The sequence below is a fragment of the Micromonospora sp. HM5-17 genome, assembly GCF_003762835.1.
GTDB lineage: Bacteria > Actinomycetota > Actinomycetes > Mycobacteriales > Micromonosporaceae > Plantactinospora.
This window is the reverse complement of sequence record NZ_RJWA01000001.1, coordinates 1,135,263-1,159,984: the sequence shown is the minus strand read 5'-3', so window position 1 is coordinate 1,159,984 and position 24,722 is coordinate 1,135,263. Positions and strand designations below refer to the sequence as shown.

The window sequence follows — 24,722 nt, the reverse complement described above, 5'->3', positions numbered from 1 at the left end:
CCGGGGCATGTCCTGGCCGCGCACGGTGATCGAACCCGCGGTCGGCTTCTCCAGCCCCACCAGCAGCTTGGCCAGGGTGGACTTGCCGCACCCGGACTCCCCGACGATGCCGAGGGTCTCGCCCCGCCGCAGTTGCAGGTCGATACCATCCACCGCCTTCACGGCGCCGATCTGCCGCTTGAAGACGATGCCCTGGGTGATCGGGAAGTGCTTGACGAGACCCCGGGTCTCCAGCACGACCTCGTTACTTGACAGCTGGCTCATCGCCCGCCACCTCCGTCCAGAAATGGCACCGCGCGGTCCGGCCGGCTGCCACGTCGAACAGCTGCGGCGGCGGGTCGGCGCGGCAGACGCTTTGGGCATACCCGCAGCGCGGGTGGAACGCGCAGCCGGCCGGAATCCGGGTCAGATTCGGCGGCAGGCCCTTGATGACGTTGAGCTGCTGCCCCTTCAGGTCCAGTCGCGGAATCGACTCCAGGAGCGCCTTGGTGTACGGGTGCGCCGGCCGGGCGTAGATGTCCAGGACCGGCGCCTCCTCGACCACCCTTCCGGCGTACATCACGGAGATACGGTCCGCGACGTCCGCGACCACCCCCATGTCGTGGGTGATCAGGATGAGCCCCATGTTCCGTTCCCGTTGCAGCTCGGCGAGGAGGCTCATGATCTGGGCCTGGACGGTGACGTCCAGCGCGGTGGTCGGCTCGTCGGCGATCAGCACCTTGGGGTCCAGCGCCAGCGCCATCGCGATCATGACGCGCTGCCGCATACCGCCGGAGAACTGGTGCGGGTAGTCGTTGACGCGCTGCCGGGCGGCGGGGATCTTGACCATGTCGAGCAGCTCGATGGCACGCCGCTTCGCGTCCTGCCGGGACATGCCACGGTGCACCCGGAACAACTCACCGAGCTGGAACCCGACCGAGAAGACCGGGTTCAGCGCGGAGAGCGCGTCCTGGAAGATCATCGCAATGTGGTTGGCGCGGACCCGCCGCCGCTGTTCCTCGGGCAGCGTCAACAGGTCGACCCCGCGGTAGCGGATCGAGCCACCGGTGATGAAGCCGGGAGGTGAGTCGAGGATGCCCATGATCGCCTGCGCGGTGACGGACTTGCCGCACCCGGACTCGCCCAGGATGGCCAGGGTCTCGCCCGGGTCCAGATGCAGGTTGACCCCGTTGATCGCCTTCGCCACCCCGACCTGGGTGCGGAACTCGACCCGCAGGTCCTCGACCTCCAACAGCCGGGCGCTGGAGTCCAGGCCGGGGAGGACGTCGATCTCAGCCTTGATGTCGGTCATGGCTCCACTCACCGCAGCCTCGGGTCGAAGGCGTCGCGGATCGCGTCGCCCAGCATGATGAAGGCCAGTACGGTCGCCGCCAGGAACACCGACGGCCACACCAGCGGCGCCGCCGCCTCCCGGACGTACGGCGCGGCCGTCGAGATGTCGATGCCCCAGGAGATGGCGTTGCCCCGTAGCCCCACGCCGAGGAAGGTCAGCGTGGCCTCGGTGGCGATGTTGGCGCCGAGCAGGAGGGTCAGCACCACCACGAACGGTGCGGCGGCGTTGGGCAGGATGTGCCGGAACATCAGCCGGGCGTGGCCGGCGCCGAGCATCCGGGCCGCGGCCACGTAGTCCTGGCTCTTCGCCGAGATCACCGAGGAGCGCATGATCCGTGCCCCGGTGGTCCAGGTCAGCACCCCGAGGGTGATCACCACCGGCCAGAAGCCCGAGTCCTCCGAGTCGGAGAGCCGCCGGGCCAGCACGATCGCGGCCAGCAGGGTGGGGATACCCAGCACGATGTCGATGCCCCGGGCCAGCAACGCGTCGACCCAGCCGCCGAAGTAGCCGGCGGCCATCCCGATGATCAGGCCGATCGCACCGGAGATGATGGTGGCGAAGAGCCCGATCAGCACCGAGTTGCGGGCGCCGTAGATCGTCCGGGCGTAGACGTCGCACCCCTGGAAGTTGTAGCCGAAGATGGCGCCGCCGCTCGGGCCGGCGTGCTGCCGGGACAGCGAGCAGTACTCCGGGTCGGCCGAGGTGAACAGGCCCGGGAAGGCGGCCATCATCACCACCAGCACGACCAGCACGGATGCGGCCCAGAAGATCCAGTTGCGCTTCAGGTCGTTCCAGGCGTCCCCGGCCAGACTACGTGGCTTCTCGCTGCCACCGGCGCCGGCGGCAGCCGGGTCGGCGGCCGGGGCCTCGGCCTGTGTGACAGATTCGACGTTGCTCATCGGACGCCTCGCTCACCCGCGCCGCCCCGCCGCTCTCGACGCGGCCATGAGGCGCAGACACGGAACTGACTGGTTCGTTCGCTTCGCTCGCAGAGTCGGTTGCTGGGTCCGCCCCGCTCGCAGAGCCGGCTGGTTGGTTCGCCTCGCTCGCTCATGCCGTCGCCTCGCACCGCTCACTCATAGCGAATCCTCGGGTCGAGCACCGCGTACAACAGGTCGACCACCAGGTTCACGACGATGAAGACGATCACCAGGATGCTGACGAAGCCGACCACCAGCGGGCCGTCCTCCGTCCGGATGCCCCGGAACAGGTTGAAGCCGACCCCGGGGATGTTGAAGACCCCCTCGGTGACGATCGCACCGGCCATCAGGTTGCCGAGGTCGAGACCGATCAGCGTGATGACCGGGATCAGGGAGTTCCGCAGGACGTGCACGCCGATCACCCGGCGCTTCGACAGTCCCTTGGCCCGGGCCGTACGGACGTAGTCCGAGCGCAGGTTCTCCGCCACGCTGGCCCGGGTGACCCGGATCTCGGTGGCCATCACCAGGGTGGCCAGCACCGCCGCCGGGAGGAGGAGTTGATAGACCCCGGGATCAGCACCGGCGGTGGCCGGGAACCACTTGAGCTGCACGCCGAAGAAGAGCTGGGCCAGCGGTGCCAGCACGACGATCGGCAGGGCGAGCAGGATCAGCGTGATGATCAGCGTGACCGTGTCGAAGGGGCCGCCCCGGCGGATACCCGAGATGATGCCGGAGGTGACGGAGATCAGCACCGCGATGACGATCGCGAGGAGGGCGAGCCGGACGGTCACCGGCCAGGCCTGCTCCATCATCTCCTTGATCGACCGGTTGGTCAGCGAGATGCCGAAGTCGCCGGTGAGCAGGCCACGCATGTAGTGGCCATATTGGACGATAAACGGGTCGTCGAGGTGATACCTTTCGGTGAGCGCCTGTCGGACGTTCTCCGGCAGCGGCCGCTCACCCGCCAACGTCTGAAGTGGGTCGGTCTGGTTGGCGAACATCAGCGCGTACACGATGAAGGTGGCCCCGAAGAACGTCAGGACCCCCTGTAGCACGCGCCGTACGAAGTAGCGGAACATCTCCCAAGTCCTCTGCGAGTCGAGCATCGACGGCTGCCTGGACAGCCGGACCGTGATGCGCACGGGGCGACCACAGCCTCACCGGCCTCCGGGCCGGTGAGGCTTCGCACGAACGGTCCGGTCCGACCCGGACAGGCCAGGACTGGACCGGACCGTTCACCGCAGCGTGGTCAGGTCAGCTCGCGGGCTCGAGCTTCAGCAGTTCCACCTTCGTGTACTTGTCGACCTCGACGTTCTTCACCCGCTCGGAGTGACCGAAGACGTTCTGGCCGTGACGGAGCGGAATCACCGGCATGTCACGGGCGAGGATGTCCTCGGCCTGCTGCCAGATCTTGATGGCCTCCTCCGGGGTCTTCGCCGCCGAGCCCTGCTTGACCAGGTTGTCGAACTCCGGGTTGCTGTAACCGTAGTAGTTCGACGAGCCGCCGGTGCCGTACAGCGGACCCAGGTAGTTCTCCATCAGGGGGTAGTCCATGAGCCAGCCCATCCGGATCAGGCCGACGTCCTCCTTCTTCTCGACCTTGGTCAGCAGGTCCGCGAACTTCGGCTCGCCGACACCGACGCAGTCCACACCCAGGTTGGTCTTGAGCTGGTTGCAGGTCGCGTCGACCCACGCCTTGTGGCCACCGTCGACGTTGTACGTGATCTTGATCTGCTTCGGGCCACCCGCGGCTTCGTACATGGCCTTGGCCTTGGCAGGGTCGTACGTGCACGCCTCGCCGCAGCTGTTCTCGCGGTAGCCGGCCACCGCCGGGGAGACGAACGAGGTCGCCGGCGTCTGCGAACCACGGAAGATGCTGTCGGTGATCTCCTTGCGGTTGATCGCCATGGAGATCGCCTTACGCACCTCGACCTTCGAGTACTGCTCGAGGAAGGTCGGGAAGCCGACGAACTGGAAGACCGAGTTCGGGCTGGTCTTGAACCGGTCGCCCAGGTCGGTCGGGGCGCTCGCCAGGTTCTCGATCGGAATCTGGGTCACGATGTCCAGCGCACCGCTCGACAGGTCGGCGTACTGGGCCTGCTGGTCCTGGTAGATCTTGTAGAGAACGCCGTCGATCTTCGGCTTCTCGCCCGGGTACGCGTCGTACTTCTCGACCTCGATCTTCGAGTCGTGCTCCCACTTGCCCTTGATCTTGAACGGGCCGTTACCGATCGGAGCCTGCTCGAAGTCCTCCTTCAGCACGCCGTCCGAGGCCCACGCCGCGTTGGGCAGCGGGTAGAAGACGGTGTAGCCCATGACCGAGCGCCAGCCGGAGAACGGCTCCTTCAGCGTCACCGTGAAGGTCAGGTCGTCGACCTTCGCCAGACCCGACAGCTTGTTCGTCGGCGGGGTCGGGGGCTTCTGCGGGCCATCCTCGCCGTCCGGGTCCTTCGGGTTCAGCTCGTCGTAGCCCTGGATCCGCGCGAAGAAGTACGAACCGCCCATACCGTTCGGACCGTAGGCCGCGTGGTTCCAGGCGTTGATGTAGTTGTCGGCGGTCACCTTCTCGCCGTTGTGGAAGGTGTAGCCGTCCTTCAGCTTGATCGTCCAGACCTTGTTGTCCGGCGACTCGATCGACTCCGCGGCCACCAGGACCGGGTTGTTGTTGGCGTCGAAGTCGACCAGCGGCGTGTAGAGGGCAGCCAGCACCTCGGCACCGTTGGACTCGGTGGTGTTGGACGGGATCAGGTGCTGGGGCTCACCGATGCCGATCGAGACGACGAAGGCCTCGTCGCCGGCGTCGTCGCCGCCACCGCTGCAGCCTGCCGCCAACAACATTATGGCGGTCGCCCCGACCGCCATCTTTAACGGGAAATGCCCGCGCATGAGTAGAGCCTCCTCAGGGCGCTCACGAGGGACTGTGAGGTGACTGACACTGTGACACCAGGGCCCCTAGCGCGGAAAGGTGCCGTTATCAACCCGTTAGTTGTGCGGCAGCGTTCTGTCCGGTTGACGAGCATCGACAGCCACGACCGACACCGACACCGAGCAGCCCGAACATCAACAGGACAGTTACCCAGGCCGATGCCTGCCCGCCCGGATGTGACCTAGCCCGCGTCGACCACACCGCACGGGGACGTCAAGCGCGCACGCGTCGTACCACCATCTGTCGGCCGTCCGGCCCTGCCCGAGACGTCGGGATCCCACCGATGTGCGTACGGGTGACCACCCAGGATCGGTGGCGGCCGGCCAGGGCTCAGACGAGGCGCCGGTCCGCCGCCCAGCGAGACAGTTCGTAGCGGTTCGACATCTGGAGCTTGCGCAGCACGTTCGAGACGTGGGTCTCCACCGTCTTGATCGAGATAAACAGCTCCTTGGCGATCTCCTTGTAGGCGTACCCCCGGGCGAGCAGCCGGAGCACCTCGCGCTCGCGGTTGGTGAGCTGGTCCAGCTCCGGGTCGGCGACCGGCGCGTCCGGTCGGGCGGCGAAGGAGTCGAGGACGAACCCGGCCAGCCGGGGACTGAAGACGGCGTCACCGTCGGCGACCCGACGAATCGCGGTGGCCAGCTCCTCGGGCGAGATGGTCTTGGTGACGTACCCCCGGGCCCCCGCCCGGATCAGCCCGATCACGTCCTCGGCCGCGTCCGAGACGCTCAGCGCCAGGAACCGCACCTCCGGGTGAGCACGCCGGACCGCCTCCAGAACCGCCCGGCCGCCTCCGTCCGGCATGTGCACGTCCAGCAGCACCACGTCGGGCAGCGTGGCGGCGATCCGGCTGATCGCCTCGGTTACCGTGCTCGCCTCGCCGACCACCTCGACGTGGGCGCCCAACCTCCGCCCGTACCCCGGCCCGGAACATCGCGTGGTCGTCGACGAGGAAGACCCGCAGCCGCCGCGGCTCGGGCGTGCCCTCCCCGACCGGCGCCGTCGTCTCGACCATGATCGCTACCTGTCCTTCCCTGCTGTCGCGCTTTCCCGGGGCAACGGCAGGAACAGCCGCACCTCGGTTCCGTCTCCCGGCGCACTACGGATCTCCGCCCGCCCGCCGTGCCGCCGCATCCGCCCGATGATCGAACCGCGTACGCCGTGCCGGTGCTCCTCCACCGTAGACGGGTCGAACCCCGCCCCGCGATCGCGGACGAACACGCTGAGCTGCTCCGGCTCGACCTCGGCGTAGAGCGAGACCGTCTGCACCTTGGCGTGCCGGGCGGCGTTGACCAGTGCCTCACGGGCTGCGGCGACCAGGGCGCCGACCCGCTCGTCGGTCTCCCGGTCACCGACGACCACCGTCTCCACCGTGATCGCGTAGGTGTCCTCCACCTCGGCGGCCGCCTGCTCCAGCGCCGCCGCGAACCGCTCGGTCGGCGAGGCGGTGGGCTTGTACAACCAGTTCCGCAGCGAGCGCTCCTGGCCCCGGGCCAGCCGCTGCACCGTCTTGACATCGGCCGCGTTGCGCTGGATCAGGGCCAGGGTGTGCAGAACCTGGTCGTGCACCATGGCGGCGAGCTCGGCGCGTTCCTGCTCCCGGATCCGCCCCTCCCGCTCGGCCCGCAACTGGTTGTACGTCCGCCACAGCGCGGGCGCGGCGACCACGGCGACCCCGGCGAGCGCGACCAGCGCGAAGATCACACCATTGAGCACCGCGTCGAAGCTGCCCTGCGGGCGGTACACGGCCACGACACCGATCAGCCCGATCGCGACCAGCAGCCCGCCCCCGATGAACCGCAGGATGAAGGCGCGCCGGTCGCTCTCCTCCACCACCGCCTCGAGCCACGGCACGGGAAGCGACTCGCGCCACTGCCACCGGCGCTCCGGCGCGGACTGGTGCCAGATCACCCCGGCACCCACCGCGATGATCGCGACCAGCCAGCCGGCCGTCCCGGCGACGCCGTCCGACTTCAGCACCAGCGCCTCGATCAGGATCACCCCGAGCCCGATGGCCACGAACGGCAGCAGCTGGAAGACGTTGCGCCGCGGCGGCGGCTCGGCGCCGCCCGGGTGCGGCGGCACCACCGCCCAGAACGCCGCGTAGAGCAGCAGCCCGAGACCGCTGAAGCCGAGGAGCAGCACGAACACGATCCGGACCAGCACGACCGGGATACCGAGGTGCCCGGCGATGCCGGAGGCCACGCCGGCCACCATGCGGTGATGCCGGGCGCGGTAGAGGCGGGGTGGTTCGGCCGCGGTGCGGATCGGTCGCTCCTTTCGTGGTCGGCTGCGGGTCCGGCGCCCGTTTCCTGCCACTGCGTGCGTTTCTCGCCCCGGTGGGGTGGCGCTGGCCGGCGGGTGGGCGGAGACGGGAACCCCTGCCCGCCGCCGATTCGATGGTCACACGTCGGACCGGTCACCAGCCATCGGGACTCCCCGGACATCCCGGTGGGAGTTATCTCAGGGTGCGCTCAGGGTTGGCGCCTGAGGCCGTACGCCGGACGAAGGAGAAGGATTCGGAGCATGACCGACGACGCTGCCGCCGCCCACGGGACGCCGCGTCCAGCGGGTGGTCCCGCGCAACCGGACGACGCCGAGAGCACGCACCGAACGCCTCCGACCCCGGCGGAACACGGGCCGGGGGAGCAGAGCGTTCCCGGAGGGCGGACGGACAGCGGGCCCGGTCCCGCGGACCAGGGCACGCCCGGTGTCGGGGGGTCGGGCGCGCCCGGTGCCGCCGCCTCGGGGGCGGGCTGGCCGGGCGGGGGGCCGGGACGGACGCCACCGGAGCCCGGCGGGAGCGGGCCCGATGCCGCGTTCGCCTACCGGTACGGGCTCGTTCGCCCCCGCGAGGGCCGGTACCTGGCCGGCGTCTGCGCCGCGATCGGCCGGGCCACGGACAGCGATCCGATCCTGTGGCGGGTCCTGCTGGCCGTGCTCGGCTTCTTCGGCGGGATCGGCATCCTGGTGTACGTCGCCGCCTGGCTGATCATCCCGGCCGAGGGCGACACCGCCTCACCGGTCGAGTCGATGCTCGGACGAGGCCGGTCGAGCATGTCCCCGGTCACGGTGCTCGTCCTCGGCATCCTCGTCGCGGTGATGTTCGGCTTCATCGTGACCGACACGTACCGGGCCATGCTGCTCGGCGTGGCGGTCCTCATCGGCGGCGCGCTGCTGCTGAACCGGCAGTCGGACCGGACCACAGCCGGCCAGCGGTCGGCGGAGGGCGGAACGTACCCGCCGCCCGCCGGCTATCCGGGCCCGGGCTACCCACCCGCGGCGGCAGCCCCGGTCCCGCCGACGCCCGGGCCGGGCCAGCCCCCGGCCCCGGGAAGCTGGCCAACCCCGGCGCCACCGGGCGGAGGCTGGCCCGCGCCGGCGCCGACGGCGCCAGCCTGGTCCGCCGGCCACCGTCCCGCGCCGACCGCCCGGCCCGGCCCGACTCCGGCCGCCGGGTACCCGGGTCCCGCGCCAGCCTGGTCGACGACCTCCGGGGCGGCGCCGGGCCTCGGCACGCAGCCGCCGGCACCGGCGCCAGCCACGGGCTACCGGCCGACGTCCCCCGGCTACCCGCCGTCGTATGGCTACCGGCCGCCGTTCGCGCCGCACGGGCCGTACGCGGGCAGCCGTCCCAGGACCGAGCACGCCGCACCCCCGACCCCGCCCAAGCCGCCCCGGAAGCCCCGGGAACGGTCCCGGCTCGGCGCCGCGACCTTCTCGCTGATCTTCGTGGCGGTCGGGGTGGTCGCCATCCTGGACCTCACCAACGTCGTCGATGTGGGACCCTCCGCCTACTTCGCCGCCGCCCTGGTGACCATCGCGCTCGGACTGCTGGTCGGCGCGTGGTTCGGCCGCGCCCGCTGGCTGATCGCGCTCGGGCTGGTCGCCTCCTGCGCCCTCGGCGTCTCGACCGCCGGGGAGAACTACCAAGGCCTGCGCAGTGACCATCCGGTGGTCTGGGCTCCGACCAGCTACGACGCCCTGGCCGACCGGTACCAGGCCCATTTCGGCAGTTCGACGCTCGACCTGACCCGGGTCGACTTCACCGGCCGGAACGCCGAGATCCGGGTGGAGGTCAGCCTCGGTGAGGTGACGGTGCTGCTGCCACCCGAGGTCGACGTGACGGTACGGGCCGGGGTACACGCGGGCGACGCCGTCGTGCTGGGCCGGCATCTCCCTGGAAACAACAGCTCCGCCCGGGAGCTGACCGACGTCGGCGCCGACGGGCCGGGCGGCGGCACGCTCCGGCTCACCCTGAACGTCAACGTCGGCCACGCGGAGGTGATCCGGTGAAGGCGCACCGTACCGACTGGTTGTCCCTGGTCTTCGCCCTGGTCTTCCTCGCCATCACGGCCTGGTGGCTGCTCGCCCAACTGATGAACCTCGCGTTGCCGCAGGTCGGGTGGATCCTGGCCGTGGCGCTGATCGCGACCGGGACGCTCGGCCTGGTGGGCGCGCTGCGGTCGAGCCGCACTCCGGCGACACCGGCCGGGACGGCACCGGCGCCGGGCCTGGCGGCGTCGGCGGGGCCGGACCAGACCGCGGCGACGCGGACCCTGCCGGACCAGACCGCGGCGAGCCCGCTGGAGCAGACTCTTCCGGACCGAAGCCTGGCGGAGCCGGGGCGGAACCGGGTGCCGTGGACGGAGTCGCCGTGGGTCGATCCGGCACCCGGGGCCCCGCCCACCGGCCCCGCGCGGGACGAACCCACGGCGGAGCTCCGCCAGCGGTCCGACGAGGGCGGCGAGGCGCCGACCACGGAGCTTCCCGCCCCGCACCGGGACGGGGCGGACGGCGGCACCCAGCCGGCCGGGGAGGGCGGCGCCGGCGGATCGGCCGCGGAGGAGCGGCCGCGATGACGATCGGTGCGGCTCCGGGGGGGGCGATGCCTAGACTGACCGGCGAAGCTTTCCGCCTTCGCCGGCCGACGCCGGCGCGGGCGCCCGGACGTCGTCCGCCGCCCCGCGCCGATGTCGGGCCAGGCCCGTCCCGACCTCCCGAGGAGCCCTCCCGCATGACCCAGTCCCCCGCCGTACGCGGCACCGGCCCCGGCCGTCCCGTCCGCGTCGGCGAGCGCGCCGCCCGCGTCCTCACCACCGAACTGTCCCGGCACCAGGGGGCGAAGACCGCCCTGCTGGTCGGGGCCGCCCCCGACTCGTCCGTGCTGGCCGCGGCGATCGACGCGCTCCTGCCCGGCGACGCGCTCACCCTGGTGCCGGCGGAGACGTCCACACCGGATGAACTCCGGGAGCACGTCACGGCTCTCGGGCAGTGGATTGCCCAGCGGGTACGCGTGGTCGACTCGCTCGCCGAGGCGGAGCCGGCGGATGTGGTGATCGCCGCCGAACCGCTGGTCGGGAGCGCCGACGAGACCCGGACCACGGTGGACGGACTGGCGAAGTACCTGACCGACGGCGGCGTGCTGAGCGTCGCGGCGAGTGCCCTTCCGGGCCAGGCGCCCGGCGCGGCCGGCGAGCTCGAACGGCAGAGCGCACTGTTCGGCGTCGGCACCGACCTCGTCCTGGTGAACCGGCCCCCGGTACGGGTGCACCGGCTCCGGTTCACCCCGGCCGACGTTCGGGTGGCGGCCCGGTTGACCCCCGCCTACCGCACCTCGAGCGTCCCGCTGACCCGCGCCATGCACATCGACTCGAACGGGGTCGCCGCCGCGGGCATCGCGTTGGGGATCGCCGCCGTCGCCAAGATCGCCCGGCCGAAGTCCCGGCTCTGGCTGCTGCCCGCCCTCGCCGCCGCGCCGGTCGCCGCCTTCTTCCGCGATCCGGAGCGGGACATCCCCGAGGACCCCTCGGCGGTCGTCGCCGCCGCGGACGGGCAGGTGCTGTCGGTGCAGCGGCTGCGCGACGAGCGCTTCGGCGACGGCGAGTTCCTCCGGATCGCGGTCTTCCTCTCGGTGCTCGACGTGCACATCAACCGCGCCCCGGTAGCCGGGCGGGTGGTGGACTACTTCGTCGCCGACGGTGGGTTCGCCGCCGCGATGAAGCCGGATGCCGAGCACAACGTGGCCGCGTACACCGTGCTGGAGACCGAACACGGGACGGTGGTGGTGGCCCAGCGGACCGGCCTGCTCGCCCGGCGGATCGTGCAGCGAGCCCCGATCGGGTCGCTCCTCGCCCGGGGCGAGCGGTTCGGCCTGATCCGATTCGGCTCCCGGACCGACGTCTACCTCCCCGCCGACGCCGCCGAACCGCTGGTTGGACCGGGCGACCGGGTGGTCGGCGGATCGTCGGTGATCGCCCGCTGGCGCTGACCGCGCCCCGGCCGCCCTCGACCGGCGCGACGGCGACCCGGACGGCGTCGGGCCCGGCGGGACGTCCCGTCGGGCCCGGCGTGGTCGAGTGTCCGGAGCCGGCCCGCCGACCGCGAGATGCCGCCGCGGTCGGGCCGCGTGGCTGTCCGGGACCGACGCGGTGCCGTGGTCAGGCGGTACGGCGCTGCCGCAGCCAGAGCAGCGGCCCGCTGATCAGGTAGCCGACCACCACGAGTGCGAAGGTGAGCCGGACGTCGATCAGGGCACCGGTCACCGGGGCCAGCCACACCCACGGCGGCAGCCTGAGCAGCCGGGCCAGCTTGGCGTACGGGAAGCTGGAGACCATCGCGAAGGCGAGCAGCGCGACCCCGGCGACCTGGACCGTACCGGGCACGGGCGGGCCGATCAGCACTGCCAGGGCGAGCACGGCGGCCACCATGGTGGTCGGGACCCCGCAGAAGAACCGGCCGTCCTTGGGCGAGACGTTGAACCGGGCGAGCCGGATCGCGGCGCCGGCCGCGACGAGCACGCAGGCGACCATGGCGGCCGGGGTGGAGACCGAGCCGACGAGCGAGGCGTAGACCACGATCGGCGCCGCCAGGCCGAACGAGCACATGTCGGCCAGCGAGTCCAGCTGGGCGCCGAACGGGCTCGCCACCCCCAGCCGACGGGCCAGCGCCCCGTCGAGCCCGTCGAAGGCCACGCAGGCGATCAGGCAGTAGGCCGCGACCCGCACGTCACCCTGCATCGCCTGGAAGATCGCGAACAGGCCGAGGGTCAGGCTGGCGAGGGTGCAGGCGTTGACGACCGCGAACCTGAGGCGACGGGCCAGGGTCCGCTCGCCGGGCAGCAGCGGAATGGACATCGTCGGGCCGGTCGCGTCGACCGCGTCGGTCGGGCCGACCGCCGGACTGACCGGCGCCACGGACTCGAGGTCCTCGGCGTCCAGCCCCAACCCGTACGGCTCCTCGGGCCTGAGGTCCTCGGCGTACCGGGGTTCGGGCCGGGCCACGGCGCCCGCGCTCTCCACCTGGGGGTCACGGCGCCCTACCCGGACCAGCAGGACCTGGCGGGCGAACGTGCCGCTGCGGCGCAACCGCCCCGCCCAGCGGCGCCCTGCCGGGCGCGGGCTGTCCGACGTACGACGCCGACGCCATGGGGCTCTCGGCACGTCTCCTCCATCACGGATGAACTATGTCCGCCACGACGGCGGTCACCCGGCTCCTACGGACCGGGGGCTGCTCGGTCGGTCGACCGATTGCGGCCTACACCATTGCACAGACGGAGGGGATTCGCGATAGCCGTCTCGGGATATTCTTCGCAAACCTCGCGAGACACCTAAGACTTCCCAGCTCGGGACGTGTCGCCCGGTGGGTGCCGTACCGTCCTTTCCCCACTCTAGTCAAACCCGCCACACCACCCGATCAGCCGGGACTCTCCCCCCTGGCCAGGGCCAACGCGGCGTTGACCACCTCGGTACGGGGCAGCGCGGCGGCGTCGGAGAGCCGAAACCATCCGGCGTCGGCGGTCGATCCTCCGGCGGCCTCGGTCACCCGCGCCTCGGTCGGGGACTCGACCACGACACGATAGATCACCCGGACCCCGTGCCAGTCCAGCGGGCGCCCCTCGGGGCCGTACTCGGCCCGGCTGTGCCGGTGCGAGACATAGAGGAGGTCGCTGACCCGGCCCAGTTGACCCGTCTCCTCGACGAGTTCTCGGAGCAGCGCGGTGGCCGGCTGCTCACCGTGGTCGGTGCCGCCGCCGGGCAGGTGCCACCGGCCCGCCCCCGGGTAGCCGTCGGCGATCAGGGTCAGCAGGATCCGATCGTCCGGGTCGGTGACCAGTCCGTACGCCGCGAAGCGCTGGCGGCGGTCGACCGGCGGCTCCGCGGCCGCCACCGGCGGCGGCCCACCCTCGGGCAGCGCCCGCACCGGGCGACCGAGCAGTTCGGCGGTGAACGGCATCAGGGGAAGGCCGGTCAGGTCCTCCGGGGCGAACCAGGCCACCGCGTCGCTGCCGCCGGCCGCCTCGGGGCGGAGCGTGCCGCCGGTCACGGTGACGTCGTAGACGATCCGGTCGGTGTGTTCGGCGACCGGGCCGGCCGGGGCGGCCAGCCGGGCCACGTCGGCGACGGCGGCCCGGAGCCCGCTGGGGGTCACCGTCAGCCCGGTCTCCTCGTGGAACGCACGGAGCAGGGCGTCGGTCGGGTGCTCGCCGTGCGCCACGGTGCCCCCGGGAAGCTGCCAGTAACCGGGGAAGGGTGATGCCGGGGAGCCACGGACGAGCAGCACCCGCGCGCCGTCCCGGCACAGCCCGTACGCCCCGATTCGTCGTCGCCGATCCATGCCGCTCCCTTCCCACCGGCCCTGTCGATCATGCAGGTCCGGCCGGACCCGGCCGGAACCGGGGGCGGCGACATCGGCGGGGCGGACCAGCCCGGGCGCGAACTCCTCCGCCTCGTCGGCGGACGGTCCGGGGTGGCGGACGCCCGGTGCCGGTACGGCTGGCGAGGCGTTCCCGGCGAGGCCGAGGACGGCCGGGCGCGGAGCCGCATCGGGCCGCGCGTCCCCGGACGCCGGCGGTCAGCCCACGACGGCGGCGGGTTGTGGACGCCGTAGCCCGGCCGCCCGGACGGCCTCGGCGGTCACCTCGGTGAGCTGCTCCGGCGGCAGTTCCTCCAGCTCCTCGGGCCGGAACCAGCGGGCCTCGGCGGTGGAGCCGCCGACGTCCCGGACGACCGGTCGCACCGGCCGGTCGACCACGACCCGGTAGAACGCGCGTACGCCGTGCCAGTCGATCGGATAGCCCTCCGGGCCGAGCGAGGCGGCGTCCCGGTGGCTCGCCACACCGATCAGTTCGACCAGTCGGCCACGCTGACCGGTCTCCTCGACCAGTTCCCGGATCAGGGCCGCGCCCGGCTGTTCGCCGTAGTCGGTACCGCCGCCGGGCAGGTGCCAGCAGCCCGCCCCCGGATAGCCGTCGGCGATCCGGGTCAGCAGGACCCGGCCATCCGGGTCGGTGGCGACCGCGTACGCCGCGAAGCGCTGGGCTCGGTGCAGACCGTCCGGCCCCGGCACCGCGTGGAAGGAGGGAAACTCGGGAGCCTCCTCCGGGCGCAGGTCGAGGGGGACGCTCGGCAGCCCCAGCGCCCGGGCCGTGAACGGCCGCAGCGGCAGTTTCCGGGCCTCGTCCAGCGTGTGCCACCGGGCCAGGTCGGTCGGCTGGCCGACCCGGTCGGAGAGTGTCCCGCCCCGGACGGAGACCCGGTACAGCAGCCGGTCGGTGTGGATGGTGACGCCCCGGTGCGGCAACGACCTCATGTCGGCGAGGACGTCGTGCAGGCCGATGACGGACACGGAGAGGCCGGTCTCCGCGGCCGTCTCGCGTACCACCGTGTGGTTGGGGTCCTCGCCATGGTCGACGGCGCCGCCAGGCAGCGACCATACGCCGGGTGTTCCGGACCGGGACGAGGCCCGGACCAGCAACACTCGGCCGGTTGAATCGGTGCAAATCGCGTACGCCGCGATCCTGCGGATCGGTTCCAGCGCGGGGGTCACGGAACCGAATTCTCCCTTGATCATCTAAGCGCCCCGAGAAAAGAGTCGGATTCCTGACAGTAGGTCGCCACACCGGCCGGGACGCCACCGGCGGGACGGCGGGCGCCCCGGGATCAACCGCGGACGCACACCGGGGAGACCCTTCCCGGCACCCCGTCACGGGCCGCGCCCGAGGACCCTCAGGGGTTGGTCAGGGTCGAGATCCGGGCGGTCACGGAGGACGACGCCGCCCGACGGCCGGACCGTGGAGGTATGACACACCTGCCTCCCACCCAGCCTCCGTACAAGCAACTGCGCCGGCCGACCACGGACCGGATGGTCGCTGGTGTGGCCAGCGGGCTGGGGCGCTACTTCAACGTGGACCCGACCCTGGTGCGGGTGCTCTTCGCGGTGATCGTGATCTTCACCGGGGGTCTGGCCCTGCTGGCGTACCCGGTGCTGTGGTTCCTGATGCCGGAGGAGCCACCCGGCGCTCCCGCCTGGCCCCACCCGCCGGCCGGCGGCCCGGTCTGGCCGCCGAGCCCGCCCGGCACGCCTGTGTACCCCGACCCGGCGAGCGCACCCACCGCCCCTCCGGCGCCGCCCAGCCAGGCGACCCCACCTGGCGAGGCGTCGGCCAGCGGGCCGGGGACGTCGACGTCGGCCGGGGCCCCGGAGGCCGAGCCGCCGCGGCCGACCGCGACCGCGACACCGGCGGGCCCGCCGACCGGACCGTCACAGGACGGGTGAGGCGGCGCCGCGGACCGGGGCGGCCTGGCTCACTCCCACTCGATGGTGCCCGGGGGCTTGCTCGTCACGTCGAGCACCACCCGGTTGACCTCGGGCACCTCGTTGGTGATCCGGGTGGAGATCCGGGCGATCACGTCGTACGGCAGCCGCGACCAGTCGGCGGTCATCGCGTCGGAACTCGACACCGGGCGGAGCACGATCGGGTGCCCGTAGCTGCGCCCGTCGCCCTGCACGCCGACGCTGCGGACATCGGCGAGCAGCACCACCGGGAACTGCCAGACGTCCCGGTCCAGGCCGGCGGCGGTCAGCTCCTCCCGGGCGATCCGGTCGGCGGCACGGAGCAGGTCGAGCCGCTCCCGGGTCACCTCGCCGATGATCCGGATCGCCAGCCCCGGGCCCGGGAACGGGTGCCGCCAGACCATCGCCTCGGGCAGCCCCAGGGCCAGGCCGAGCTGGCGCACCTCGTCCTTGAAGAGGGTACGCAGCGGCTCGACCAGGGAGAACCTCAGATCCTCGGGCAGCCCGCCGACGTTGTGGTGGGACTTGATGTTGGCGGTGCCGGTGCCGCCGCCCGACTCGACCACGTCGGGGTAGAGCGTCCCCTGCACCAGGAACTCCACGTCCCCGGCGGCGGCGACCTCACGGGCCGCGGCCTCGAAGACCCGGATGAACTCCCGGCCGATGATCTTGCGTTTCTGCTCCGGGTCGGTCACCCCGGCCAGCGCGGCGAGGAACCGCTCCTCGGCGTCGACCACCCGCAGCCTGATCCCGGTGGCCGCGACGTAGTCCTTCTCCACCTGCTCGGCCTCGCCGGCCCGGAGCAGGCCGTGGTCGACGAAGACGCAGGTGAGCTGGTCACCGACGGCTCGGTGCACCAGTGCGGCGGCGACCGCGGAGTCGACCCCGCCGGAGAGGGCGCAGATGACCTCCTTGTCCCCGACGGTGGCCCGGATCCGCGCCACCTGCTCGTCGATGATGTTCTCGGGCGTCCAGGTCGGCTCGATCCCGGCGACGTCGTAGAGGAAGCGCTCCAGGATTCGCTGGCCGTACGCGGTGTGCTCCACCTCGGGATGGAACTGGGTGCCGGCCCGGCGGCCGGCGAGATCCTCGAACGCGGCGACCGGCGCCCCGGGCGACTCGGCGGTCACGGTGAACCCGCCAGGCGCCTCCGTCACACAGTCACCGTGGCTCATCCAGACCGAGATCTCGGCGGGCAGGTCCCGGAACAGGGCCGCCCCCTCGGGCCGGGTCCGCAGCGGGGTGCCGCCGTACTCCCGGCCGCCGGTGTGCGCCACCGTGCCGCCGAGCGCCTGGGCCATCGCCTGGAAGCCGTAGCAGATGCCGAAGATCGGCACACCCGCGTCGAAGAGCTTCGGGTCGACCTGCGGGGCGCCGGGCGCGTAGACGCTGGCCGGGCCGCCGGAAAGAATGATCGCCGCCGGGTCCCTGGCCAGCATCTCGGCCACCGGCATCGTGTGCGGGACGATCTCCGAATAGACCCGGGCCTCCCGCACCCGGCGGGCGATGAGCTGGGCGTACTGGGCTCCGAAGTCCACCACCAGGACCGGGCGCGGCGTGTTCATGTGAACGAAGCCTACCCAGGCGCCGGTCGGCCCTGGTAACGGCGGGCGGCACGCCCGGACGCCGCCCTACCGCCCGGGCCCGGAGGGGACGCGGCTCGGCAGCCGGACGTACGGCGCACCGAGCGGGGGCCTCGGGTCTGGTTCGTCCCGGTTCGGCCAGAACGACAGCGCCCGTTCCGCCTGCGCGGCGATGGTCAGCGCCGGATTCGCGCCGAGGTTCGCCGAGACCGCCGCCCCGTCGACGACGTGCAGGCCGGGATGCCCGAAGACCCGGTGGTACGGGTCGACCACACCCTCCTCCGGGGTGGCCCCGATCACCGCCCCGCCAAGCAGGTGCGCGGTGATCGACATGTCGAGCGGCTGGGTCAGCGGCGCGCCCGGCCGCCCACCGATCTCCTCGGCGAGCAACCGCGCCGCCTCGTTCGCGGCCGGAAGCCAGCTCGGGCTCGGCGCCCCCGGCCCCTCGCTGACGACCAGCCGTTCCCGGCCGAACCACCCCCGCCGGTGGTGCACCGTCACCGCGTTGTCCCGCGCCTGCATCGCCAGGACGATCACGGTCCGCCGGGACCAGTCCCGGACCGACCCCGGCGGCAGGTACGCGAACGGCCGACGTGCCAGCGCGGCGAGCCACCGGCGGCGTCGCCCCGGACCGCCGTCGACCAGCGCGGTGAGCAGCAGCGCCATCGCGTTGGCGCCGGGGCCGTACCGGACCGGCTCCAGGTGGGTCTCCGGATCGGGGTGGAAGGAACTGGTGATCGCCACCCCCTCGGTGAGGTCGACACCGCGCCGCCGGGCAGCCCGGAACGGCACGGCGGCGCCGACGATCGCCTCGGAGTTGGTCCGGGTGAGCGCACCGAGCCGGGACGAGAGGTGGGGCAGCGCCCCAACAGCCCGCATCCGGTGCAGCAGTCGCAGGGTCCCGATCGTCCCGGCCGCGAGGACCACCTGCCCGGCGTGGACCACCTGCCGGTGCCGCGGTGGCCAGGCGCCGGTCCGCACCGTCTCGACCCGGTAGCCCGCGCCGTCCGGCGCCGGCCGGACCGCGACCGCCGTGGTCAGCGGTCGCACCTCGACGCCGAGACGTTCGGCGAACCAGAGGTAGTTCTTCACCAGGCTGTTCTTGGCGCCATACCGGCAGCCGGTCATACAGGCCCCGCAGTGCAGGCAGCCGGTCCGCTCCGGGCCGGCGCCACCGAAGTACGGATCGGCGACCCGCTCCCCGGGACGTCCGAAATAGACACCGACCGGGGTCGGGTGGAAGGTCGCTCCCGCCCCCATCCGCTCGGCGACCGCCCGCATCGCCCGGTCCGCCGCCGTCTCACCCGGGTACGTCGTGACACCGAGCATCCGCCTCGCCTCCGCGTAGTACGGGGCGAGTTCGGCCCGCCAGTCGGTGATGTCCCTCCACTGCGGATCGGCGTAGAACGCGGGCAGCGGCTCGTAGAGGGTGTTGGCGTAGACCAGCGACCCGCCACCGACCCCGGCGCCGTGCAGCGCCAGCACGGTCGCCGGTGCGATGCCGGCCCGCCGCCCCACCGAGCGGAGCAGGGTGACCCGCTGGATGCCGTAACAGCCCAGCGCCGGGGCCCAGAGGTAGCGACGAAGCCGCCAGGAGGTCTCCGGCAGCTCGTGGTCGGCGAAGCGCCGCCCCGCCTCCAGCACGACGACCGAGTAGCCCTTCTCGGCCAGGCGCAGCGCCGCGACGCTGCCCCCGAAGCCGGAGCCGATCACCGCCACGTCGTACCGGTTGCCCATGCCCGCCATCATTGGTCAGCGGTCGTGGTCGCGCCAGGCGTCGGCGACCCCGTCCCGACGACTGTTCATCGGCCGGCGTGCAACGCCGACGCGGCGACGGCACGTCTACAGGAGCGGCGGGGCGAACCGCGGGCGCGGGAAGGGAGTGGGCGGGTGGCAGGCGACGGGGGCACCGGCGGCGAGCGCGGCTCCCGCCCGGCGGTGCGGCGACGCCGGGTCGCCGTGGCCGCGACGATCGTCGCGGTCGCGGTGCTGCTGGGCGGTGCGGCGTACGCGACGTACCAGCGGTGGGGCGGCGGCCCGGCCGCACCCCCGGCGGCCGGGCCGAGTGGCGTACCGACCCCGAGCCCGACCCCGTCGCCGACCCCGAGCCCGACCCCGGAACCCGGCGCCGACCTCACCGGCCCGCTCAACCTGCTGCTGGTCGGCGTCGACACCCGGGTCAGCGTGCCGGGCTGGGAGCCGCACGCCGACGCGGTGCTGATCCTGCACGTGACCGAGGCGCTGGACCGGGCCTACCTCTTCGCGCTCCCCCGCGACCTGGTGGTGGAGATCCCCGCCTTCCCGAAGGCGCGGTTCCCCGGTGACCGCACCAAGCTGACCCACGCGATGAGCTACGGCAGCCGGGGGCCGGGCCGGGAGAAGGAGCCGAGCACCGCCCAGGGCTACGAGCTGCTGGCCCGGACCGTGAGCGACTACACCGGCATCGAACGGTTCGACGCGGGCGCGGTGCTCACCTTCGGCGGCTTCAGCACCCTGGTGGACGCGCTCGGCGGGGTCGAGCTCTACATCGACCAGCGGGTCGTCTCCCGGCACCGGAAGCCGGACGGTACGCACCGGGAACTGCGTGGCGGCCGGTACGTCGGGCCGCAGATGGTCTACGAGAAGGGCACCCGGACGCTGAACGGCTGGCAGGCGCTGGACTACGCCCGGCAGCGCTACACCGCCGGCGGCGGCTACGCCCGACAACGGCACCAGCAGCAGCTCGTCAAGGCGCTCGTCGGAAAGATCCTCGACCAGAACCTGGCCCGGGACCCGGCCCGGCTCACCCAGGTGGTCGCCGCCCTGGACGACGCCCTCACCTTCCAGGGCAACGGGCGCGAGATCATCGAGTTCGGGTACGCCCTCAGCCGGCTCCGCCCCGAGGCGATCACCCTGGTGGACCTGCCGGGTGCCGGGATCGGCACCGGCAGCGCGTACCGGGGCGAGCAGCTCACCTCGACGAGCCGGAGGTTCATCGCCGAGCTGCGCGCCGGGCGGGCCGAGAAGTTCCTGGCCGAGCACCCGAAGCTGGTCATCCGCCGCTGACCCGGTCGGCGGGCGACTCTCGGGGCAGCGGCGGGGAACGTGCCCGTACCGGGTCGGCGGACGCGGGTCAGGGTCGCGGCGGCGCGGTGGTGCCGGTCAGCCAGGCGTCGAAGAACGCCGTCAGCGACCTGCCGGAGACCCGTTCCGCGAAGGCCACGAACTCGGCGGTGTCGACGGTGCCGTCGCGCCGCTGCGCCGCCCAGTCCCGCAGGATCCGGAAGAAGACGTCGTCCCCGACGGTACGCCGCAACGCGTGCACGGTCAGCGCGCCGCGCTGGTAGACCGCCCGGCCGAAGAGCGCCTCCCGGCCCGGATCCAGCGCCGGCTGGGACCAGTCGGTGGCGGCGTACTCCCGCTCGAACGCCTGCTGCGCCGACTCACCGCCCTCGTGCTCCGTCCACAGCCACTCCGCGTAGGTGGCGAAGCCCTCGTTGAGCCAGAGGTCGCGCCAGCTCCGGATCGAGAGGCTGTCCCCGAACCACTGGTGGGCCAGCTCGTGGGCCACCACCGTCGGGTTCGGACCGCGGGTGAAGAACGCCGGCCCGTACACCGGGCGGGTCTGGGTCTCCAGGGCGTACCCGATCCGCTCGTCGGCGACCGCGATCCCGCCGTACGCGGCGAACGGGTACGGCCCGAACCGGCTGGCCAGGAAGTCGGCGATCTCGCCGGTCCGGGCCAGCGAGCGTTCCGCGGCCCCGCCCGCCGGCAGGGTCGCCGCGACCGCGGTGACCAGCGGCCGACCGGCGTGACTGCCGGTGCTGACCCGGTAGTTCCCGATCACCAGCGTCGCCAGGTAGCTCGCCATCGGCGACGACTCGGACCAGCGCCACGTCGTCCAGCCGCCGGAGCGCTCGGTCCCCTCGGGAACGCCGTTGCTCAACGCGACCAGCCCGTCCGGGACGGTCACCTCGATCCGGTACGTCGCCTTGTCCCGGGGGTGGTCGTTGACCGGGAACCAGCTGCTCGCCGACTCGGGCTGGCCGAGCGCGATCGCCCCGTCGGCGGTGTGCAGCAGTCCGCCCGTGCCCAGGTCGGAGCTCTCGATCAGCGTCGGCGTGCCCGCGTAGCCGACCCGCACCCGGAACCGGCGGCCCTCGGCGATCCCGGCGGCCGGGGTGACCACCAGCTCGGCGCCGTCCCGGTGGTGCCTGGCCTCCGCGTCGTCGATCCGGACCGACGAGACCGTCAGCCCGGCCAGGTCGAGGTTGAACCGGGACAGGTTCTGGGTGGCGGTCGCCTCGATGGTGGCGTCGCCGGTGAGCTGGTCGGTCGCCGGGTCGTACCGGAGCCTGAGGTGGTAGCTGAGGACGTCGTAGCCCCCGTTCCCGGCGGTCGGCAGGTACGGGTCGCCGAGCCCGGCCGCGCCGGGCCGGAAACGGTCGGGGCCGTCGTCCCCGCGGCTGGCGATACAGCCGCCGGTCGACAGGGCCAGCGCCGTCACCAGCGCGGCGGCCAGGATGTGTCGTCGCGTCATCACCGGTTCAACGACCGTGCCGGCTACCGGTCGAGGACCAGCCCGACCCGCTGGAACTCCTTGAGGTCCCGGTAGCCACACTTCGCCATCGCCCGACGCAGCCCACCGAAGAGGTTGAGCTGCCCGTTCGGGTCGTCCGCCGGGCCGAACAGGAGCTGCTCCATCGAGCCCAACGGCTCGCCCGCCATCCCGTACGCCCCGCGCGGCAGCTTCGGGTGACTCGCCGCCGGATGCCACCAGGCACCCCCGGCCGGTGCCTCGACGCAGCGCGAGAGCGGCCTGCCGAGCATCACCGCGTCGGCGCCACAGCCGAGCGCCTTGGCGATGTCTCCGGAGGTCTGGATGTCCCCGTCGGCGATCAGGTGGACGTACCGGCCGCCGGTCTCGTCGAGGTAGTCCCGCCGGGCGGCGGCGGCGTCGGCGATCGCGGTCGCCATCGGCACCCGGATACCGAGCACCGACTCGGTGGTGGAGCAGCCGTCGCTGCCGAGCCCGACGATGATCCCGGCCGCCCCGGTCCGCATCAGGTGCAGCGCCGTCTTGTAGTCGGTGCAGCCGCCGGCGATGACCGGCAAATCGAGATCGGCGATGAACTCCTTGAGGTTGAGCGGTTCGTCGGTGGTCGAGACGTGTTCGGCCGAGATGATGGTGCCCTGGATGACCAGGATGTCGACCCCGGCGTCGAGGATCACCGGCGCGAGCGCCAGGGTGTGCTGCGGCGAGACCCGGACGGCGACGGTCACCCCGCCGTCCCGCATCTGCCGGACCCGCTCGGCGATCAGCTCCGGACGGATCGGCTCGGCGTACACCTCCTGCAGCCGCCGGGTGGCGGCCCGGCCCTCCTCCAGCCCGGAGAGCTCCTCGAGGATCTTGGTCGGGTCCTCGTACCGCGTCCAGAGTCCCTCGACGTTGAGCACGCCGAGACCGCCGAGCCGGCCCAGGGCTACCGCCGAGGAGGGGCTCATGGTCGCGTCCGACGGATGCCCCACGCAGGGGATCCCGAACTGGTACGCGTCGAGCTGCCAGGCCGTGGAGACATCGTCGACGTCCCGGGTACGGCGGCTCGGCACGATCGCGATGTCGTCCAGGTGGTAGCCGCGCTGTGCGGTCTTGCCCAGCCCGATCTCGACCACGTCACGCATGAGTCACTCCAGGGTAGAAGGGGGTGGTGGCGGTGGGGACGCGTGAGGTGTCAGCGGGTGTGGTAGTTCGGCGCCTCGACCGTCATCTGGATGTCGTGCGGGTGGCTCTCCTTGAGACCGGCCGCGGTGATCCGGATGAGCCGTCCACGGCGGTGCAGCTCGGGCACGGTCTCCGCGCCGACGTACCCCATCGCGAGCCGCAGGCCGCCGATGAGCTGGTGGGCGACCCGGGCCAGCGGGCCCCGGTACGGCACCTGGCCCTCGACGCCCTCCGGCACCAGCTTCTCCTCGCTGGTCACGTCGTCCTGGAAGTACCGGTCCTTGGAGTAGGAGCGGGCCTGGCCGCGGGACTGCATCGCGCCGAGCGAGCCCATCCCCCGGTACGCCTTGTACTGCTTACCGTTGATGAACATCAACTCGCCCGGGCTCTCCTCGGTGCCGGCGAACAGGCTGCCCAGCATCACCGTGTCGGCCCCGGCGACCAGGGCCTTCGCGATGTCGCCCGAGTACTGGATACCGCCGTCCCCGATCACCGGCACCCCGGCCGGGCGGCAGGCCCGGGCCGCCTCCATGATCGCGGTGATCTGCGGTACGCCGACCCCGGCGACGACCCGGGTGGTGCAGATGGCGCCCGGCCCGACCCCGACCTTGACCGCGTCGGCGCCGGCCTCGACCAGCGCCAGTGCCCCCGCGTACGTCGCCACGTTGCCGCCGATGACGTCGACCGGGGTGTCCTGCTTCAGCCGGCGGACCATGTCGAGCACGGCCCGCTGGTGCCCGTGCGCGGTGTCCACGACCAGCACGTCCACCCCGGCGTCGACCAGGGTCCGGGCCCGCTTGTACGCGTCCTCCCCGACCCCCACGGCGGCGGCGACCCGCAGCCGTCCGGCGTCGTCCTTGGTGGCGTTCGGGTACTGCTCGCTCTTGGCGAAGTCCTTGACGGTGATGAGTCCACGGAGCCGGTTGTCGGCGTCGACGATCGGGAGCTTCTCCACCTTGTGCCGGCGCAGTAGCGCCTGCGCCTCCTCCTTGGTCACCCCGACCGGCGCGCTGACCAGCGGCATCGGGGTCATGATCTCCCGCACCGGGGTGGCGCCGTCGGTGACGAACCGCATGTCCCGGTTGGTCACGATGCCGACCAGGGTCCCCTGGGCGTCGGTGACCGGCACCCCGGAGATCCGGTACCGGGCGCAGAGCGCCTCGACGTCCCGCAACGTGTCGTCCGGGCTGCAGGTGACCGGGTTCGTGACCATGCCGGCCTCGGAGCGCTTGACCAGGTCGACCTGGAGGGCCTGGTCCTCGATCGAGAGGTTGCGGTGCAGGACGCCGATGCCGCCCTGCCGGGCCATCGCGATGGCCATCCGGGCCTCGGTCACCGTGTCCATGGGGCTGGAAACCAGCGGGATCGCGAGGGTGACGGAGCGGCTGAGCCGGGTGGTGGTGTTGACCCGGCTCGGGATGATCTCGGACTCGGCGGGCTGCAACAGCACGTCGTCGAAGGTCAGCCCGAGCGGCACCACCCGGGCCGAGCCGGCCGGCAGTTCGGGAAGGTGCCCGGCGAGCTGCTCCGCGCCGGTGCCCAGCGGAAGGTCGTTGGTGGGTCCGTTCTCCACGATGTGTGTCCCCTGGCTGCTGTTGGTGTGGACGATCCTGGCCGACGGCGGGGCGTCGGCGTCGAACCGGTCGGACGGGCTCGTCGGCACCGTGGGCGCGTCAGCGGCTCG

At 72.5% G+C, this 24,722-nt stretch carries 19 protein-coding genes and 1 pseudogene; 5 read left to right on the top strand and 15 right to left on the bottom strand.

Translation table 11 applies throughout. The annotated features are described in order from the left end of the window. From EF879_RS05360 to EF879_RS05330, 7 genes and pseudogenes are all read right to left on the bottom strand, one after another. A partial coding sequence (locus tag EF879_RS05360) for an ATP-binding cassette domain-containing protein (protein ID WP_148086357.1) occupies positions 1–264 on the bottom strand: 264 nt, incomplete at its 3' end. Beyond that, entirely contained in the window at positions 245–1,291 is a 1,047-nt protein-coding gene (locus EF879_RS05355) for an ABC transporter ATP-binding protein (RefSeq protein ID WP_123555111.1), read from the bottom strand. The genes EF879_RS05355 and EF879_RS05360, both read right to left, overlap by 20 nt. An 8-nt stretch (positions 1,292–1,299) precedes the next feature. Further along, positions 1,300–2,232 (bottom strand): ABC transporter permease, encoded by a 933-nt coding sequence (locus EF879_RS05350; protein WP_123555109.1) that lies wholly within the window; start codon positions 2,230–2,232, stop codon positions 1,300–1,302. Positions 2,233–2,405: 173 nt separating this feature from the next. Then, on the bottom strand, positions 2,406–3,332 hold the full coding sequence (locus tag EF879_RS05345; RefSeq protein WP_123555107.1) for an ABC transporter permease: 927 nt from the start codon (positions 3,330–3,332) through the stop codon (positions 2,406–2,408). A gap of 175 nt (positions 3,333–3,507) precedes the next feature. Continuing rightward, positions 3,508–5,139, bottom strand: coding sequence for an ABC transporter substrate-binding protein (locus EF879_RS05340; RefSeq protein ID WP_123555105.1), 1,632 nt, complete (start codon positions 5,137–5,139; stop codon positions 3,508–3,510). Between the two features lie 370 nt (positions 5,140–5,509). After that, positions 5,510–6,194: pseudogene (locus EF879_RS05335) on the bottom strand (response regulator). Positions 6,195–6,199: 5 nt separating this feature from the next. Further along, complete coding sequence (locus EF879_RS05330; protein ID WP_255420901.1) at positions 6,200–7,447, bottom strand: ATP-binding protein; 1,248 nt, start codon at positions 7,445–7,447, stop codon at positions 6,200–6,202. Between the two features lie 258 nt (positions 7,448–7,705). Here EF879_RS05330 and EF879_RS05325 point away from each other — a divergent pair, with 258 nt between their 5' ends. The 3 genes from EF879_RS05325 to EF879_RS05315 all read left to right on the top strand — a co-directional run bounded on the left by EF879_RS05325 (position 7,706) and on the right by EF879_RS05315 (position 11,450). After that, the gene (locus tag EF879_RS05325) at positions 7,706–9,475 is read left to right on the top strand and encodes a PspC domain-containing protein (protein WP_123555101.1); all 1,770 of its coding nucleotides are present in this window, start codon (positions 7,706–7,708) and stop codon (positions 9,473–9,475) included. After that, on the top strand, positions 9,472–10,041 hold the full coding sequence (locus EF879_RS28735) for a hypothetical protein (protein WP_370375442.1): 570 nt from the start codon (positions 9,472–9,474) through the stop codon (positions 10,039–10,041). Before EF879_RS05325 ends, EF879_RS28735 begins: the two co-directional genes overlap by 4 nt. 155 nt (positions 10,042–10,196) lie before the next feature. Further along, complete coding sequence (locus tag EF879_RS05315; protein WP_123555099.1) at positions 10,197–11,450, top strand: phosphatidylserine decarboxylase; 1,254 nt, start codon at positions 10,197–10,199, stop codon at positions 11,448–11,450. 169 nt (positions 11,451–11,619) lie between these two features. Here the strand turns inward: EF879_RS05315 and EF879_RS05310 are convergent, their stop codons facing one another. The 3 genes from EF879_RS05310 to EF879_RS05295 form a co-directional block, all read right to left on the bottom strand. After that, the gene (locus tag EF879_RS05310; RefSeq protein ID WP_123555097.1) at positions 11,620–12,546 is read right to left on the bottom strand and encodes a phosphatidylcholine/phosphatidylserine synthase; all 927 of its coding nucleotides are present in this window, start codon (positions 12,544–12,546) and stop codon (positions 11,620–11,622) included. A 328-nt stretch (positions 12,547–12,874) separates the two neighbouring features. Beyond that, positions 12,875–13,795: an NUDIX hydrolase gene (locus EF879_RS05305; RefSeq protein WP_123555095.1), complete on the bottom strand. Its 921-nt coding sequence runs from the start codon at positions 13,793–13,795 to the stop codon at positions 12,875–12,877. A 237-nt stretch (positions 13,796–14,032) separates the two neighbouring features. After that, a complete protein-coding gene (locus tag EF879_RS05295) occupies positions 14,033–15,007 on the bottom strand; it encodes an NUDIX hydrolase (RefSeq protein ID WP_123555457.1) in 975 nt (324 codons plus the stop codon). A 252-nt stretch (positions 15,008–15,259) separates the two neighbouring features. Between EF879_RS05295 and EF879_RS28730 the strand changes: the two genes are divergently transcribed. Beyond that, positions 15,260–15,736: a PspC domain-containing protein gene (locus EF879_RS28730; protein ID WP_123555455.1), complete on the top strand. Its 477-nt coding sequence runs from the start codon at positions 15,260–15,262 to the stop codon at positions 15,734–15,736. Between the two features lie 29 nt (positions 15,737–15,765). On the opposite strand, the gene guaA is transcribed toward EF879_RS28730, so the two are convergent. After that, a complete protein-coding gene (gene guaA / locus EF879_RS05285) occupies positions 15,766–17,319 on the bottom strand; it encodes a glutamine-hydrolyzing GMP synthase (RefSeq protein ID WP_123555091.1) in 1,554 nt (517 codons plus the stop codon). Between the two features lie 66 nt (positions 17,320–17,385). Next, complete coding sequence (locus EF879_RS05280) at positions 17,386–19,074, bottom strand: GMC oxidoreductase (protein WP_123555453.1); 1,689 nt, start codon at positions 19,072–19,074, stop codon at positions 17,386–17,388. A 153-nt stretch (positions 19,075–19,227) separates the two neighbouring features. Here EF879_RS05280 and EF879_RS05275 point away from each other — a divergent pair, with 153 nt between their 5' ends. Then, positions 19,228–20,382: an LCP family protein gene (locus EF879_RS05275; protein ID WP_233604217.1), complete on the top strand. Its 1,155-nt coding sequence runs from the start codon at positions 19,228–19,230 to the stop codon at positions 20,380–20,382. Positions 20,383–20,449: 67 nt separating this feature from the next. On the opposite strand, the gene EF879_RS05270 is transcribed toward EF879_RS05275, so the two are convergent. The 3 genes from EF879_RS05270 to guaB are packed head-to-tail and all read right to left on the bottom strand — an operon-like array spanning position 20,450 to position 24,611. After that, a complete protein-coding gene (locus EF879_RS05270) occupies positions 20,450–21,856 on the bottom strand; it encodes a M1 family metallopeptidase (protein ID WP_123555087.1) in 1,407 nt (468 codons plus the stop codon). 23 nt (positions 21,857–21,879) lie between these two features. After that, complete coding sequence (locus EF879_RS05265) at positions 21,880–22,998, bottom strand: GuaB3 family IMP dehydrogenase-related protein (protein ID WP_123555085.1); 1,119 nt, start codon at positions 22,996–22,998, stop codon at positions 21,880–21,882. Positions 22,999–23,048: 50 nt separating this feature from the next. After that, positions 23,049–24,611, bottom strand: a complete 1,563-nt coding sequence (gene guaB, locus EF879_RS05260) for an IMP dehydrogenase (protein WP_123555451.1) — start codon at positions 24,609–24,611, stop codon at positions 23,049–23,051. Between the last annotated feature and the right edge of the window lie 111 nt (positions 24,612–24,722).

Excerpts from the sequence above, each read along its gene's own strand:
- EF879_RS05345 (WP_123555107.1), bottom strand. The coding sequence starts at position 3,332 with ATGTTCCGCTACTTCGTACGGCGCGTGCTACAGGGGGTCCTGACGTTC.
- EF879_RS05305 (WP_123555095.1), bottom strand. The coding sequence starts at position 13,795 with ATGGATCGGCGACGACGAATCGGGGCGTACGGGCTGTGCCGGGACGGC.
- EF879_RS05325 (WP_123555101.1), top strand. The coding sequence starts at position 7,706 with ATGACCGACGACGCTGCCGCCGCCCACGGGACGCCGCGTCCAGCGGGT.
- EF879_RS05355 (WP_123555111.1), bottom strand. The coding sequence starts at position 1,291 with ATGACCGACATCAAGGCTGAGATCGACGTCCTCCCCGGCCTGGACTCC.
- guaA (WP_123555091.1), bottom strand. The coding sequence starts at position 17,319 with ATGAACACGCCGCGCCCGGTCCTGGTGGTGGACTTCGGAGCCCAGTAC.
- EF879_RS05280 (WP_123555453.1), bottom strand. The coding sequence starts at position 19,074 with ATGGGCAACCGGTACGACGTGGCGGTGATCGGCTCCGGCTTCGGGGGC.
- EF879_RS28730 (WP_123555455.1), top strand. The coding sequence starts at position 15,260 with ATGACACACCTGCCTCCCACCCAGCCTCCGTACAAGCAACTGCGCCGG.
- EF879_RS05350 (WP_123555109.1), bottom strand. The coding sequence starts at position 2,232 with ATGAGCAACGTCGAATCTGTCACACAGGCCGAGGCCCCGGCCGCCGAC.
- EF879_RS05270 (WP_123555087.1), bottom strand. The coding sequence starts at position 21,856 with ATGACGCGACGACACATCCTGGCCGCCGCGCTGGTGACGGCGCTGGCC.
- EF879_RS05340 (WP_123555105.1), bottom strand. The coding sequence starts at position 5,139 with ATGCGCGGGCATTTCCCGTTAAAGATGGCGGTCGGGGCGACCGCCATA.
- EF879_RS05265 (WP_123555085.1), bottom strand. The coding sequence starts at position 22,998 with ATGCGTGACGTGGTCGAGATCGGGCTGGGCAAGACCGCACAGCGCGGC.
- EF879_RS05315 (WP_123555099.1), top strand. The coding sequence starts at position 10,197 with ATGACCCAGTCCCCCGCCGTACGCGGCACCGGCCCCGGCCGTCCCGTC.